A 13,343-nucleotide genomic window follows, 5' to 3' on the forward strand; every position below is an offset into this window, starting at 1 on the left:
CAGGTTATCTCTTTCAGAAATCCGGGCTGAAATGCAACGGGCGCAAAAAGCATGCCGACGAGGTGTGTTTGACCTTGCTGCACCGGAAAAAAACGCTCTTCCCTTGCTGTTATGATGGAAAACCGGCTTCAGACCTATCTCAACACACATTCTGATGATCCCGTCGTACTAAAATATATGAGCTATATTCAGTGCTACCTTCTCCACTATGAAAAAGCGCTGTCATTCATGGAAAAAAGCTGTGCCCTGTCAAAAGACAGAAAAGACCGGATCAATCTCGCAACACTGCGCGAATTACTTGCCTTGCTGGAAAGTCTGTCACTTCGGCCCGAACAGATCATTGCGCTGAAGGATTACCTGGGAAACACACTGGAAACGGATGATTGTGACCATTCACTTCGTCTGACCGAAAAGTGGCTCAAAGAACATGTCGCGCCAGATGCTCATAAAACCGTTCTGGCGGGATTGCGCCAGGCGGGTGGCTATTGTGATTGTGAAGTGATTTTTAATGTATCGAATTTTTAACCCCAAGTCTGCCCTTTTCCGCCACCCCATGACACCCGATACACTCAAACTGATAACCTGGAATATCCGCTGGGGACGAGGCCTGGATAATATTGTCGACCTGGATCGGGTCCTTACCCACGTAAAACAATTTTCAGACTTTGATATCCTGTGCCTGCAGGAAATCGCCTCAGGCTATACCGATCCGGAACTCAAACAGGCTGATGGAAGCAACCAGTTTGACCTGCTGGCAGAAAAGCTCCCCGAATATACACCAATCAGCGGTCATGCAGTTGAGCAGATGGCTGACGGCAGATGGTGCCGGTTTGGCAATATGATCTTTTCCCGTTTTCCGGTTTTGCAGGTCTACCGCCATCGCTTGCCCTGGCCTGCCGAACCGGACGTAAAGAGCATGCCCCGCATGGCGCTGGAAGTCCTGCTTGATACACCATTTGGCATACTCAGCACGATAACAACCCATCTGGAATTTTATTCTGCCTTCCAGCGGATGGCGCAGGTTGACTATCTACGGGAAATTCATCAGGAGACATGGGGACATGCTGGCCTGAAAAATAAAATACACTCCGCCAGCCCTTTTTCCCCCTATCCGGAAATAGCCGGCACGATCCTTGCCGGTGACTTCAACTTTTCTGAAGCCGCTGCGGAAAGAATACGTCTTCTTTCCCCTTTTGATGCGGCTGTACCTGCTTTTACGGATACCTGGGATATCGCAAACCCGAATACGAAACACGCTCCGACAATGGGCGTTTTTGACCGGAAACGATGGCCGGATGGCCCTTTCGTTTCAGATTACATTTTTGTCAGCGAAAATCTTGCGGGCCATGTTCGAAAGGTAAGTGTCGAAGAAAAAAGCCTGGCGTCGGATCACCAGGCTTTACTGCTGGAATTGGCGCGATAACCGCTACAGAACCAGCGTCTGGGCTTCATCACCCTGTCTTTCCCGTATCTCGCCTAGGCGATAGACTGTTTCTCCCGCCGCCTGCAATTGCGCCAGGGCGGCATCGGCATTATCCCTGGAAACAATCACTGCCATGCCAATACCACAATTAAACACGCGATACATTTCACTGTCCGTAACATTGCCATGCTGCTGAAGCCAGGTAAAAAGTGGTGGAATTGCCCACGCATCCTTGTGAAGGACCGCCGTCAGGTTTTTCTGCAAAATACGTGGCACATTATCCAGTAAACCGCCTCCGGTAATATGCGCCATCCCTTTGACTTCCATGCTGTTCATCAGTGCCAGAAGCGGCTTGACATAAATACGGGTCGGCATCATCAGGACATCCGCAAGAGGCTTCCCGTGAAAATCCGCGGCCAGATCAGGGTTTGCCACGTCAATGATTTTACGGATCAGCGAATAACCGTTTGAATGAGCGCCTGATGAGGCCAGCCCCAGGACAACATCGCCCGGCATAATCGTGCTGCCATTAATGATTTTTGATTTTTCGACAGCCCCAACAGCAAATCCGGCAAGGTCATATTCCCCATCCGGATACATCCCCGGCATTTCAGCGGTTTCACCGCCGATCAATGCACAGCCGGCCTGCTCACAGCCGGCAGCAACGCCCTTGATCACATCCGTTGCCGTTTTTACGTCCAGCTTGCCGCATGCAAAATAATCCAGGAAAAAGAGCGGTTCTGCGCCCTGAACAAGAATATCATTGACACTCATTGCCACAAGATCGGTGCCAACCGTATCATGTCGGTTGAGATTAAACGCCAGCCTGAGCTTGGTGCCCACGCCATCCGTACCGGCAACCAGAACCGGCTCGCGATATTTTTTACTGATTTCAAAAAGCGCCCCGAAACCGCCTATGCCAGCAAGAACGCCCTCTCGCATGGTGCGTTTGGCAAAAGGCTTGATGGCATCAACGAGCGCTTCGCCGGCATCGATATCAACACCGGCGTCGCGGTAGGAAAGTGAAGAATTGGATGGTGAATTCATGATGAAAAACGGTTATACAGCGTAAAATAACGGAATTATAAAAATTGGTTGCGAATCGCATTTTAACAAACTGTTACCCCGGGTAGGGCTGCATGGTCATTTTTACACAGCAACAAAAACAAACGGCTTTGTGGCTAAGTGTCGGCGCCATGCTGGTCATCCTGCTGCTCCTTTTGGGGCCGATTCTTACCCCTTTTATTGCCGGTGCCATTTTAGCCTATGCATTAAACCCCGGAGTTGACTGGCTGCGCTCCATCAGAATGGGCCGTTTCAGACTATCCCGAACCCTGTCTGTCATTATCGTCATGGCGATTCTGGCAGCGGTAGTCACCACCCTTGGCCTGATTATCGTTCCGATGCTGCTTAATGAATGGCCACTGCTTTATGAACAAATACCCGGCCTGGCCGTCAAGCTGAGCGAATCCATCCGTCCGTTCTTCCGGGATCTGGGTATCGACCTGCCGGTCGATACCGTCAGCTTCAAACGCCTGTTGACAGAACAGCTGATGCCGCCTGGAGAAGGCGGTGTCTGGAAATCACTGCTCGCTTCAGCCAAATTGGGGGGCACAACCGTTTTGACCTGGGCCTGGAATCTGATTCTGATCCCGGTTGTCCTGTTTTATCTGCTGAAAGACTGGCACCTCGTTGTCAGAAAGCTGAGGGACTCCATTCCACGCCGCTGGGTTCACAAAACCATCAGCCTGGCCAACGAAGTCAACATCATGCTCGCCCAGTATCTGCGGGGACAGCTTTCTGTCATGCTGATCCTTGCCATTTATTATTCAACGGCACTCGGGCTTGTCGGATATAACGTGGCCATCCCGGTCGGGATTATCAGCGGCATGCTGGCCTTTGTCCCTTACATCGGTATCACCATCGGGCTGTCTTTGGCGATCATCGCCACCATGCTGCAGTTTACCGGTGTTGAAGCCTGGATAACGCTTGCGGTCATTTACGGATTCGGCCACTCGTTTGATGCCTTCCTGATGACCCCGACACTCGTGGGTCGGCGGATTCAACTGCACCCTTTGATTGTGATTTTCGCCCTGCTTGCTTTTGGCCAGCTGTTCGGTTTTGTCGGTGTCCTGATCGCACTGCCATCGTCAGCCATCCTCTCGGTCGCCTTCAAGCACCTGCGTCGTCATTACATTAACAGTAATTTTTATAACGCCTAACGAATCATGCAACAGCTGCTGCTGGATATCAGCACGCAAAAAACACCGTCCCTTGAAAAATTCGTGACGGGAAAAAATGAAGAGCTGCTTGAGCTGCTCAGGCATCTGGCCCTGCGCCAATCCCCCGAACATTTTATTTACCTGTGGGGCGAGAGCGCCGTTGGGAAAACCCACCTGCTAAAAGCACTCGCGCAGTATCTGCCTGCGCGCTATATCAGTGCCCAGTCAGATAATGAGAGCTTCCTGTATGACCCTCACATCACGCTGTATCTGCTGGATGACTGCGACAGCCTTTCTGCAGAAAAACAGATAGCGGCCTTTAATCTTTTCAATGACGTCAGGGCAAATCAGGCTTTCCTGGTCACAACAGGAGCAACCTCACCTTCCCACCTGCCGGTACGTGATGACTTGAAGAGCAGGATGAGCTGGGGGCTGGCTTATCGTATCCATGGCCTGACAGATGAAGAAAAAATGGATGCCCTGAAAAAAGTCGCACAGGAGAGGGGATTTTCTCTCTCCCAGGATGTGCTACCCTACCTGATTACACATTACCCGCGCGATATGCATTCACTCGTTGTGATTCTGGATGCACTGGACCGGTACTCCCTGCAGACCAAACGCGCCATAACCCTGCCGCTTTTGCGGGAAATGATGCAACAAACCGAGAATAAAAATGCGTAACCATCTCGCCCTGTTTGACCTGGACCATACCCTTTTGCCGATTGATTCCGATTATGAATGGGGCAGCTTCCTGACGCGAATCGGTGCTGTTGATCCGGTTGAATATGAAAAACGCAATGCCGAATTTTATGAACAATATAAAGCCGGTACACTTGATCCGAAAGATTTCCTTGAATTTGTACTGGGTACTCTGTCCGGCTTTTCACGCCAGCAGTTGGATGGATGGCATGAGCAGTTTATGGCAGAAGTCATACGGCCTGTCATGCTGCCCCCCGCTTTTCAGCTTCTCGAAAAACATCGGGAACAGGGCGACCTGATAGTCATTGTGACCGCAACCAACCGCTTTATTACCGAGCCCATCGCCCGGGCTTTCGGCGTAAAAAACCTGATTGCCGCCCTGCCAGAAGAAAAACCGGATGGCTCATTTACCGGAAAACTGGTTGGCATACCCACATCAGGAAAAGGTAAAATCACCCACACGGAAAACTGGCTGGCATTACAAGGAAAAAGTCTTGGCAGTTACGAAAAAAGCTATTTCTACAGTGACTCGTACAATGATCTGCCATTACTGTTGAAGGTAACCCATCCTGTTGCGACCAATCCTGATACCCGGCTTGAATCACACGCGAAAGCCAATAACTGGACGCTATTACGCCTCTTCGATGATTAAGAAAATAATCCGGAAGATTCTGGGAAGAGAAAAAAAGGCTCCTCCCCTTTCTCATCCCGCTGTCCTGCAGCGCAAGGAGCATGGTATTGATCCACGCCTGCTTTCATCCAATGCTGCGCGCGTTATCCATATTCTGGAAAAGGCCGGTTATGAGGCCTATATTGTCGGCGGTGCTGTGCGCGACCTTTTGCTTGGTATCCAGCCCAAGGATTTCGACGTCGCAACCAACGCGACACCCGAACAGGTCAGGCGGCTTTTCCGGCGCGCATTCCTCATTGGCCGTCGCTTCCAGATTGTCCACGTGATGTTCGGCCATGATCTGATTGAAGTGACAACCTTTCGCGGTACAACTTCTGCCTCAGCCATCAAGGACGAAGCAGGCCGACTGCTGAGAGACAACACATTCGGCACACAGCAGGAAGACGCACTGCGCCGGGATTTCACGGTCAATGCCATGTATTACAACCCGACACACCAGACCCTGCATGATTTTCACGGGGGAACAGGCGATCTGAAAAAACGGGTACTGCGAATCATTGGCGATCCAGCCGAACGCTTTCGTGAAGATCCTGTCCGGATGCTTCGCATCGTCCGCTTTGCCGCCAAACTCGATTTCACCATTGATCCGGATACCAGAAAACCCATCCCCCTGCTTGCCCCACTAATCAACAATGTCCCTTCGGCCCGGCTGTTTGATGAAATGCTCAAGCTTTTGATGAGCGGCCATGCCATGGCCTGCCTGCAGGAATTACGGCATCAGGGACTGCATCACGGATTGCTTCCGCTTCTGGATGTCGTGCTGGAACAACCCAAAGGTGCCCGTTTTGTCGAACTTGCGCTGGGAAGAACCGATCAGCGCATTCGTGAAGAAAAACCGGTCTCTCCCGGATTCATTTTTGCCGCACTGCTTTGGACACAGGTATCGGAAAAATGGGAACAGTACCGTTCACGCGGGGAATACCCTATCCCTGCCCTCCATTCAGCCGCTAATGACATTTTTGAAACACAGACGGAAAAGCTGGCGCTGCAGCGCCGCATTATTTCTGACATGCGGGATATCTGGGCGCTTCAGCCTCGTCTGGAACGCCGGACAGGCCGGACCGCCTATAAACTGATCGAGCATGATCGGTTCAGGGCGGCCTATGATTTTCTGCTGCTGCGATGTGAAGCGGGAGAAATCGATCCTGAAATTGGCGAATGGTGGACCCGCTTTATCAATGCGGATGGTCCGACGCGGGAAGAACTGCTGAAAATCAAATTCAATAGCGCATCCGAGCCGGCAAAGCGCAAGAGAAAACGCGGCGGCACCAGACGACGGCAAAAACCCGCATCATCCAATACACCTGGCAGCATCGAACCAGCCGCATAGGAAATATGACAAAACATACGGCTTATATTGGCATCGGCTCCAACCTCGGCAACCCGGCCAAGCATGTCCTTGCCGCCATCAGCCGGATGATGCAACTGCCCCAAACCAGACTTGCCGCCCAATCCGGGCTTTACCAGACCGCTCCGGTTGACGCTGACGGTGATGATTATGTTAATGCAGTTGTCTGCCTTGTTACGACACTCTCTCCTGAAAAACTGATGAGTGAGCTGCATGCTATAGAAAATGCTTCAGGCCGGAAAAGAATGTACCGTAACGCCCCACGAACACTGGACCTGGATATCCTGCTGTACGATGATAAAGAAATGGACACGGCCACACTGACGCTCCCGCATCCCAGAATGACGGAACGCGCCTTTGTACTGGTCCCGCTGCTGCAGATTGCCCCCACCATTACAATTCCCGGAAAAGGCGCCGCGCACCAGTACCTGGAACATGTCCGCAATCAACCCATTACCCTTTTGACAATCTGATTCTTACCTACTGCGAGGTGTTCATCATGCAGATCCCCGTTATTCTTCAGGCAACCGGTTTATTGATTCTCTCGAACATATTCATGACATTCGCATGGTATGGTCACTTGAGAAACCTGTCAGCCTCTCCCTGGTACATCGCAGCCATGATCAGCTGGGGAATTGCCCTTTTTGAATACCTGCTGCAGGTCCCGGCCAACCGGATCGGCTTTTCACAGTACAGCCTGGCACAGCTGAAAATTCTTCAGGAGACCATTACGCTTGCCGTATTTGTTCCTTTTGCCATGTTTTACATGAAAGAGCCATTCAAGCTGGACTATGTCTGGGCTGCTCTATGCCTGATCGGCGCCGTTTATTTTATTTTCCGATCCTGAGCCGACGCGGTATGATGAAGCCCTGTCCGGGATCACTTCTGGCAGGACAACTGTTTTAACCATTGAGGATTGCCATGGCCACTTATTTGCAAGACCGTAAAGCCGTTACCGTATCCACCCTGTTGAGTCTGCATAGTAACGGGGAAAAAATAACCATGCTCACCTGTTATGACGCCAGTTTTGCGGCATTGATGGATAGCTGCGGGGTGGAAATGCTCCTGGTCGGCGATTCATTGGGTATGGTCTGCCAGGGGCATAATTCAACGCTGCCCGTCTCCATTGAGGAGATGGCTTATCATACCGCCTGCGTGGCAAGGGGAAATCAAACCGCCATGGTGGTGTGTGACCTGCCTTTCGGTACCTATCCCACACCGGAGGCGGCATTTGAAAATGCGGCAGAACTGATACGGGCCGGCGCACATATGGTCAAAATCGAAGGCGGCGCCTGGCTGGCTGATACCGTGCGTTTTCTCGTGGAGCGCGCTATTCCGGTTTGCGCCCACATTGGTTTGACACCCCAGTCCGTCCATCAGCTTGGCGGCTACCGCGTACAGGGTAAAACGGTCGAAGATGCGCAACGACTGATTGCCGATGCCATGGCGCTGCAAAAGGCCGGGGCAAGCATCGTCGTTCTGGAAGCAATTCCGGCAGCACTCGGCAAGGATGTGACAGATGCCATTACCATCCCCACCATCGGCATAGGCGCAGGGGTGGATTGCTCCGGACAGGTTCTGGTCATGCATGATATGCTGGACGTATACCCCGGAAAAAAAGCCCGTTTTGTCCGCAATTTCATGGAAGGGCAAGCCAGCATAGAAGGCGCTGTTCGCGCCTATGTAGCAGCGGTAAAAGATAAATCCTTTCCTGCCGCCGAACATAATTTCTGATCACAGGAGGCAAGTATGAAACTCAGTGCACGAAACCAGTTAAAAGGCATCATTCGCGAAATCAAGGAAGGCGAGATCAATTCGGAAGTCAATATTGAAATCGCACCTGGCGTCTGGGTCTGCGCCCAGATCAGCACGGCTTCCGTGCACCGCCTGGAACTGGCGGTCGGCAAGGAAGCCTATGCTGTGATCAAAACCGATTCCGTGATGGTGGGAGTGGACGACTGACGCTGTCGATTACTGCCCGAGCCAGTTTCTGCCGGAGAGCGTTTCTCCGGCTTCCTCTTCATATCGTTTGAGGGATGCCTGCATTTTGGGGGCCAGTTCACTCATGGAATTGATCGTCATGCCCAGATCACGAAGCAGGCCGTCATGGACCCCATATACCCAGCCATGGATCGTAAGCTTCTGCCCCCGGTTCCAGGCATCCTGAATAATCGTGGTATGGCAGACATTGGCCACTGATTCAATCACGTTCAGTTCACACAGGCGGTCATAACGGGTCTGCTCGGATAATGCCTCGCCCAGATAACGCTCGTGTTTCTGGCTGACATCCTGCACATGGCGCAGCCAGTTGTCCGCCAGGCCCACCCGCTGATGCTTCAGGGCGACATGCACACCCGAACAGTCATAATGGCCTGTGACAATCACATGCCTGACACGCAAGACATCCACCGCAAACTGCATTACCGCAAGACAACTCAAATCCGTGTAGGAAACCACGTTGGCCACATTGCGGTGCGTAAAAATATCCCCAGGCAGCAGGTTGGTAATCTGGGTGGAGGGAACCCGGCTGTCAGAACAGCCAATCCAGAAATAATTCGGTAACTGCTGGGTAACCAGACGCGAAAAATAACCGGGATCATCGCTGACCATTTGGGCCGCCCATTCCCGGTTACTCTCAAAAAGCGTTCTGAGCTCAACATCATTGGGATCATATTCAAACGTCTTTCCAGCCATATTCCTATCCATAAACAAAAAACGGGCCTATTGGTTTTTTATGGCCTGTTTTAATTCTGTTACCCATTTCAACGCGGCAATCCCCGTATCACTTTTGATTTGCCGTGCTGTCTCGGTCATTTTTTTGAAATCAGGTTCCGGTATTTTCTTGAATGCCAGAACCACCACATTTCCTTCTTCGCATTTTGGCATGGACAGGACATATGGAAAAGATTTTTGAATGGCATTCCGGTTTTTTTTATAACTTTTATGTTCACCGAAAAGATTCACCGTCATCATACCGGCATCCGTCAGGCACTGGCTGCAGGCCTCATAAAACGCCGGAGTATCCAGAACCGGGCCTTTTTCCGTCGCATCGTACAAATCCACATGAATGATATCCGCAGTGCCCCTGTTTGATTTATCCAGGACAAAATCCATCGCATCCATTTCAAGAACGGACAGGCGTTTATCGGGTGCTGGCAGCGCAAACATCGAATGGCAGGCAGAAATCACTTCCGGATTCAATTCAACAGCCGTCACTTTTGCCTGAGCAAAATGCCGGTAACTGAATTTGGTCAGTGCGCCGGTCCCCAATCCCAACTGGACAATATGCGCCGGATTGTGGACAAAGAGCATCCAGGCCATCATCTGCCGTCCATAAGCCAGCTCTATCTTGTAGGGATCGCGGATGCGCATCGCCCCCTGAATCCATTCTGTACCGAAATGCAGATAACGCACCCCGCCGCTTTCTGAAATGATCAGCGGAGAATAACGCGGTTTGCGCCCGCCAGCCGGCTTGCGCGATGATTCCTCTTTCTCAACAGATTTTCTTTTAATCAGCATATCTGGCTCACAGATCACACAAAACACTTATGGATAAAATCCCCGGACAACTTATCTTTCTTGGGAGATAATAACCAGGATTATCTGTTACTTGCATGTCGCACCGTATGTTATCACCCCCTGAAACTTGCCGGATATTACATATATCGGACGAGGATACCGTATTTTCGGATGGACATGTTGTTGCCCGCCTTCTTGAACAGAGGGCTTTTTTTCGTTAACCGGATAACTATCAGCCCCTAAAAACTCGCATTATTTTCAGCCGGACAACCTGGAGGACGTCATGAAAATCGGCACAAAAATGGGCATAGGCTTTGCCATTATTTTTATTCTCTCTTTTCTTACCGCCATTGCCGCGATCTGGCGGCTTCACATCGTAGCAGAAGAAACCCGCATTATGATGGAACAGCCTATCGCAAAAGAACGCATGATCAGTGACTGGTAACGCTACATCCAGATTGCCGTGCGGCGTACCTCTGCCATTGCAAAGAGCACAGACCCCTCGCTTGCTGAATTTTTCAAGAATGATATCGCCTTTACCGCCAAAGGTACCTCTGAAATGCAAAAGGCCATCGCGCCTTTGCTGACAACAGAAAAAGAAGCCGCCATTTACCAGAAAATCGCTGAAAACCGGAAAAACTACGCGGCTTATCGTGATGCAATCGTCAAGGCAAAAAACGAGGGGAGAGCAGATGAAGCCAATCAGCTCCTTAACGACAAATTCATCCCTGCGGCGACCGGATACCAGAGTAATATCCATCTGCTTCTGGACAATCAGCGACAAACCGTCAATGAATCCGCAAAGCAAATTGAAAAGGTCTATCAGCAAAGCCGGGTTATCCTTATCGCCATCCTGATCGCCGCCGGATTGATTGGCGTCATCTATATGACACTGATGATAAGAAATCTCCTGAGACAACTGGGCGGTGAGCCGGATTATGCAGCAGCAATTGCCAACGAAATCGCCGGCGGCAATCTGGCGCTCGATATTGCGTTAAACCCGAATGACACCACCAGCCTGATGTATTCGATCAAAAGCATGCGTGACAGCCTGTCCATTATCGTGTCGGAAGTGCGTGCAGGCACTCATACCATTGCCGATGCATCGGGCGAAATTGCATCGGGCATCCGCGACCTCTCATCCCGCACAGAGCAACAGGCCGCGGCACTGGAAGAAACGGCAGCATCCATAGAACAACTCACAGCGACCGTGCGCCAGAATGCGGATAATGCCCGGCAAGCCAGTCAGCTCGCCATGACAGCAACCGATGTCGCAACAAAAGGCGGAGAGGTTGTTGCACAGGTTGTTGACACCATGGATGCCATCAACGAATCTTCCAACAGGATTGTCGATATTATCAGCGTCATTGACAGTATCGCCTTCCAGACCAACATCCTGGCGCTAAACGCTGCCGTTGAAGCCGCCAGGGCCGGTGAACAGGGCAGAGGCTTTGCTGTGGTCGCAACGGAAGTCCGCAGCCTTGCCCAGCGAAGCGCAACAGCCGCCCGGGAAATCCAGGGACTGATCAATGATTCTGTTGAAAAGGTATCAAGCGGCAGCAAACTGGTTCATGATGCCGGCGTGACGATTGAAGAAGTGGTCTCCAGTGTCAAACGGGTCAATGACATCATAGGAGAAATCACCATTGCCAGCCAGGAGCAAAACCAGGGAATAGGCCAGGTTAACGAAGCGGTCACGCAAATGGATGTCAATACCCAGCAAAATGCAGCCCTGGTCCAGCAGGCCGCGTCCACATCAGCACGAATGGAAAACCAGGTTCAGCATCTGGTCGAGGTCGTCAGCATTTTCCAGCTGGAACAGGGGCAGGCAACACTACCATCATCGGCTCCGCTGCAACTGGCGCACTGCAACATAACCACCGTTCGGGCATTACCTGCTGGTGTGCCCGGACAGGGATGACTCGGCAGCGAGTGCTGCTGCCAGAAGCGCCTGGTCTTCACCTGCTGCGTGATAAAGGCTGGCGCCGATAGGCATGCCGTTTTCATCCAGTCCCACAGGCAGCGCGACTGCCGGCATATTCATGAAATTGCCGGCAGCGGTCAGCCGGGGATTGTTCTGTACGGATGCCGCAAATGCCTCATCATCTACCTTGAGTGGATGCAATAACGGCGCAGAATAGGCGACGCTGGGAAGGATCAGTACCGCCCCCTGCAAATCATCCCGCATCGCCTCGGTTAACCTCCTCCTGTCCCAATAGGACTGAACCACAACATTGGGCGGCATGTTGCGCGACTGTTCTGCCCGCCTGCGGATACGTTGATCCATGCTTGCAGCCGTTTCAGGGTTATCGAGCAGTGGCTTTAACTCCGTAAAAACCTCCGCACCAATGATCCAGCCATTAGCCATGCTTTTGCGCGCATCATGAAATGACTGCACCGTACGATAGTCGACATCCGCTCCGCTTTCTATCAGCCGTCTCACCGCCTCTTCAAACACCCGGCGCACGCCATCGGTAATCAGTGCATCTTCAAGCAGGGAGGCATCAACCACAAAGCGCAGCCCCGGCAAGGCCGGTGCCACTGGCACCGTGCCTGGCATTTCACCTCGAAGAATCGCATCCATCACGATCAGATCACGCACACTCCTTGTCATGGGGCCAGGAGAATCCAGTGTTCGGGCCAGCGCTTTCATTCCGCCAGGTGCATAACGTCCGGAAGTCGGCTTGAATCCGCATATTCCCGTAAAAGAAGCCGGAACCCGGATAGAACCACCGGCATCCGAGCCAATGGATACCGGAATCAGGCCTGCCGCAACCGATGCGGCTGACCCGGAAGAAGATCCCCCGCAAGTCCTGGGCGCATCAGCGGTACTCCAGGGATTGATGGGGCTGCCAAAATGCCGGTTGACACCCACACTCGAATAAGCAAATTCACAGGTGTTGACTTTGCCGAGGCAAACCATGCCCGCCTGTGTGGCTGCGTCAGATAACGGGCCATCCGTTTTGACTGGCGGATCATTTTCAAAAACAGCTGATCCCGATGTGGTTACCGTGCCTGCCACATCAAAGGTATCTTTCCAGTTAACCGGAACCCCGTCAAAAAGACTGTATGGTGTTTTATCCTGATAGCGTCTGCGTGAGTCCTCAGCTTCAGCAAGCGCCCGAGCGGCAGTGACGCACAGATACACCGTTCCGGCTTTTTCGGCCTCAGCCAGGCAACGCCTGGCAATATCAACAGGGTCTGCCTCTCCGGAATGAAAAGCCATGCCCAGTGCACAGGCATCAGGAAACCCGTAAACAGCGTCTGACAAGCAGGTTTTAGGAATACGTTTTTTATCAGGTATGCTTCGGGATGACATGGCAAAGTCCCTTTAAAAAATCTGTGGATAATGGTGCTGTGACGCTGCCATCCGTATCATTGCCGGGAAGGTGCAGGTATAGAAAAGAAAGAACCAGTGTTTGCATTGACATTGCCGACTCT

General features: G+C 51.8%; 16 protein-coding genes. 12 read left to right on the forward strand and 4 right to left on the reverse strand.

Annotated features, from left to right (window positions below; translation table 11 throughout):
* The first annotated feature begins 177 nt into the window (after positions 1–177).
* The gene (locus tag NB640_RS04870) at positions 178–525 is read left to right on the forward strand and encodes a DUF2695 domain-containing protein (protein ID WP_269310052.1); all 348 of its coding nucleotides are present in this window, start codon (positions 178–180) and stop codon (positions 523–525) included.
* Entirely contained in the window at positions 509–1,423 is a 915-nt protein-coding gene (locus tag NB640_RS04875) for an endonuclease/exonuclease/phosphatase family protein (RefSeq protein ID WP_269310053.1), read from the forward strand. Before NB640_RS04870 ends, NB640_RS04875 begins: the two co-directional genes overlap by 17 nt.
* A 3-nt stretch (positions 1,424–1,426) precedes the next feature.
* Here NB640_RS04875 and purM read toward each other — a convergent pair whose 3' ends face one another.
* Positions 1,427–2,470: a phosphoribosylformylglycinamidine cyclo-ligase gene (purM, locus tag NB640_RS04880; protein ID WP_269310054.1), complete on the reverse strand. Its 1,044-nt coding sequence runs from the start codon at positions 2,468–2,470 to the stop codon at positions 1,427–1,429.
* A 92-nt stretch (positions 2,471–2,562) separates the two neighbouring features.
* Here purM and NB640_RS04885 point away from each other — a divergent pair, with 92 nt between their 5' ends.
* From NB640_RS04885 to NB640_RS04920, 8 genes are all read left to right on the forward strand, one after another.
* The gene (locus NB640_RS04885; protein ID WP_269310056.1) at positions 2,563–3,645 is read left to right on the forward strand and encodes an AI-2E family transporter; all 1,083 of its coding nucleotides are present in this window, start codon (positions 2,563–2,565) and stop codon (positions 3,643–3,645) included.
* 6 nt (positions 3,646–3,651) lie between these two features.
* The gene (gene hda / locus NB640_RS04890) at positions 3,652–4,326 is read left to right on the forward strand and encodes a DnaA regulatory inactivator Hda (protein WP_269310057.1); all 675 of its coding nucleotides are present in this window, start codon (positions 3,652–3,654) and stop codon (positions 4,324–4,326) included.
* Positions 4,319–4,996, forward strand: coding sequence for a histidinol-phosphatase (locus NB640_RS04895; protein WP_269310059.1), 678 nt, complete (start codon positions 4,319–4,321; stop codon positions 4,994–4,996). The genes hda and NB640_RS04895 overlap by 8 nt, the downstream gene beginning before the upstream one ends.
* Positions 4,989–6,365, forward strand: a complete 1,377-nt coding sequence (pcnB, locus tag NB640_RS04900) for a polynucleotide adenylyltransferase PcnB (protein WP_269310061.1) — start codon at positions 4,989–4,991, stop codon at positions 6,363–6,365. Before NB640_RS04895 ends, pcnB begins: the two co-directional genes overlap by 8 nt.
* A 5-nt stretch (positions 6,366–6,370) precedes the next feature.
* The gene (folK, locus tag NB640_RS04905) at positions 6,371–6,856 is read left to right on the forward strand and encodes a 2-amino-4-hydroxy-6-hydroxymethyldihydropteridine diphosphokinase (protein ID WP_269310063.1); all 486 of its coding nucleotides are present in this window, start codon (positions 6,371–6,373) and stop codon (positions 6,854–6,856) included.
* Between the two features lie 26 nt (positions 6,857–6,882).
* Positions 6,883–7,230, forward strand: coding sequence for a DMT family protein (locus NB640_RS04910; protein WP_269310064.1), 348 nt, complete (start codon positions 6,883–6,885; stop codon positions 7,228–7,230).
* Positions 7,231–7,304: 74 nt separating this feature from the next.
* Entirely contained in the window at positions 7,305–8,117 is an 813-nt protein-coding gene (gene panB / locus NB640_RS04915; RefSeq protein WP_269310065.1) for a 3-methyl-2-oxobutanoate hydroxymethyltransferase, read from the forward strand.
* A gap of 15 nt (positions 8,118–8,132) precedes the next feature.
* On the forward strand, positions 8,133–8,345 hold the full coding sequence (locus NB640_RS04920; RefSeq protein WP_269310066.1) for a TOBE domain-containing protein: 213 nt from the start codon (positions 8,133–8,135) through the stop codon (positions 8,343–8,345).
* Positions 8,346–8,354: 9 nt separating this feature from the next.
* On the opposite strand, the gene can is transcribed toward NB640_RS04920, so the two are convergent.
* Positions 8,355–9,077 (reverse strand): carbonate dehydratase, encoded by a 723-nt coding sequence (can, locus tag NB640_RS04925; protein ID WP_269310068.1) that lies wholly within the window; start codon positions 9,075–9,077, stop codon positions 8,355–8,357.
* A 27-nt stretch (positions 9,078–9,104) separates the two neighbouring features.
* Positions 9,105–9,902 (reverse strand): spermine/spermidine synthase domain-containing protein, encoded by a 798-nt coding sequence (locus tag NB640_RS04930; protein ID WP_269310069.1) that lies wholly within the window; start codon positions 9,900–9,902, stop codon positions 9,105–9,107.
* Between the two features lie 283 nt (positions 9,903–10,185).
* On the opposite strand from NB640_RS04930, the gene NB640_RS12945 reads away from it, so the two are divergent.
* Both NB640_RS12945 and NB640_RS04935 read left to right on the forward strand, forming a co-directional pair.
* Entirely contained in the window at positions 10,186–10,347 is a 162-nt protein-coding gene (locus NB640_RS12945; protein ID WP_332880231.1) for a hypothetical protein, read from the forward strand.
* 18 nt (positions 10,348–10,365) lie between these two features.
* A complete protein-coding gene (locus NB640_RS04935; RefSeq protein ID WP_332880232.1) occupies positions 10,366–11,823 on the forward strand; it encodes a methyl-accepting chemotaxis protein in 1,458 nt (485 codons plus the stop codon).
* On the opposite strand, the gene NB640_RS04940 is transcribed toward NB640_RS04935, so the two are convergent.
* Positions 11,794–13,221 (reverse strand): amidase family protein, encoded by a 1,428-nt coding sequence (locus NB640_RS04940; protein ID WP_269310071.1) that lies wholly within the window; start codon positions 13,219–13,221, stop codon positions 11,794–11,796. The genes NB640_RS04935 and NB640_RS04940 overlap by 30 nt on opposite strands.
* Positions 13,222–13,343 lie beyond the last annotated feature (122 nt).

This window comes from Oxalobacter vibrioformis, from assembly GCF_027118995.1.
GTDB lineage: Bacteria > Pseudomonadota > Gammaproteobacteria > Burkholderiales > Burkholderiaceae_D > Oxalobacter > Oxalobacter vibrioformis.

What these genes read in the sequence shown, in the direction of transcription:
- NB640_RS04870 (WP_269310052.1), top strand. Translation starts at nt 178, where the DNA reads ATGAGCTATATTCAGTGCTACCTTCTCCACTATGAAAAAGCGCTGTCA.
- NB640_RS04875 (WP_269310053.1), top strand. Translation starts at nt 509, where the DNA reads ATGTATCGAATTTTTAACCCCAAGTCTGCCCTTTTCCGCCACCCCATG.
- purM (WP_269310054.1), bottom strand. Translation starts at nt 2,470, where the DNA reads ATGAATTCACCATCCAATTCTTCACTTTCCTACCGCGACGCCGGTGTT.
- NB640_RS04885 (WP_269310056.1), top strand. Translation starts at nt 2,563, where the DNA reads ATGGTCATTTTTACACAGCAACAAAAACAAACGGCTTTGTGGCTAAGT.
- hda (WP_269310057.1), top strand. Translation starts at nt 3,652, where the DNA reads ATGCAACAGCTGCTGCTGGATATCAGCACGCAAAAAACACCGTCCCTT.
- NB640_RS04895 (WP_269310059.1), top strand. Translation starts at nt 4,319, where the DNA reads ATGCGTAACCATCTCGCCCTGTTTGACCTGGACCATACCCTTTTGCCG.
- pcnB (WP_269310061.1), top strand. Translation starts at nt 4,989, where the DNA reads ATGATTAAGAAAATAATCCGGAAGATTCTGGGAAGAGAAAAAAAGGCT.
- folK (WP_269310063.1), top strand. Translation starts at nt 6,371, where the DNA reads ATGACAAAACATACGGCTTATATTGGCATCGGCTCCAACCTCGGCAAC.
- NB640_RS04910 (WP_269310064.1), top strand. Translation starts at nt 6,883, where the DNA reads ATGCAGATCCCCGTTATTCTTCAGGCAACCGGTTTATTGATTCTCTCG.
- panB (WP_269310065.1), top strand. Translation starts at nt 7,305, where the DNA reads ATGGCCACTTATTTGCAAGACCGTAAAGCCGTTACCGTATCCACCCTG.
- NB640_RS04920 (WP_269310066.1), top strand. Translation starts at nt 8,133, where the DNA reads ATGAAACTCAGTGCACGAAACCAGTTAAAAGGCATCATTCGCGAAATC.
- can (WP_269310068.1), bottom strand. Translation starts at nt 9,077, where the DNA reads ATGGCTGGAAAGACGTTTGAATATGATCCCAATGATGTTGAGCTCAGA.
- NB640_RS04930 (WP_269310069.1), bottom strand. Translation starts at nt 9,902, where the DNA reads ATGCTGATTAAAAGAAAATCTGTTGAGAAAGAGGAATCATCGCGCAAG.
- NB640_RS12945 (WP_332880231.1), top strand. Translation starts at nt 10,186, where the DNA reads ATGAAAATCGGCACAAAAATGGGCATAGGCTTTGCCATTATTTTTATT.
- NB640_RS04940 (WP_269310071.1), bottom strand. Translation starts at nt 13,221, where the DNA reads ATGTCATCCCGAAGCATACCTGATAAAAAACGTATTCCTAAAACCTGC.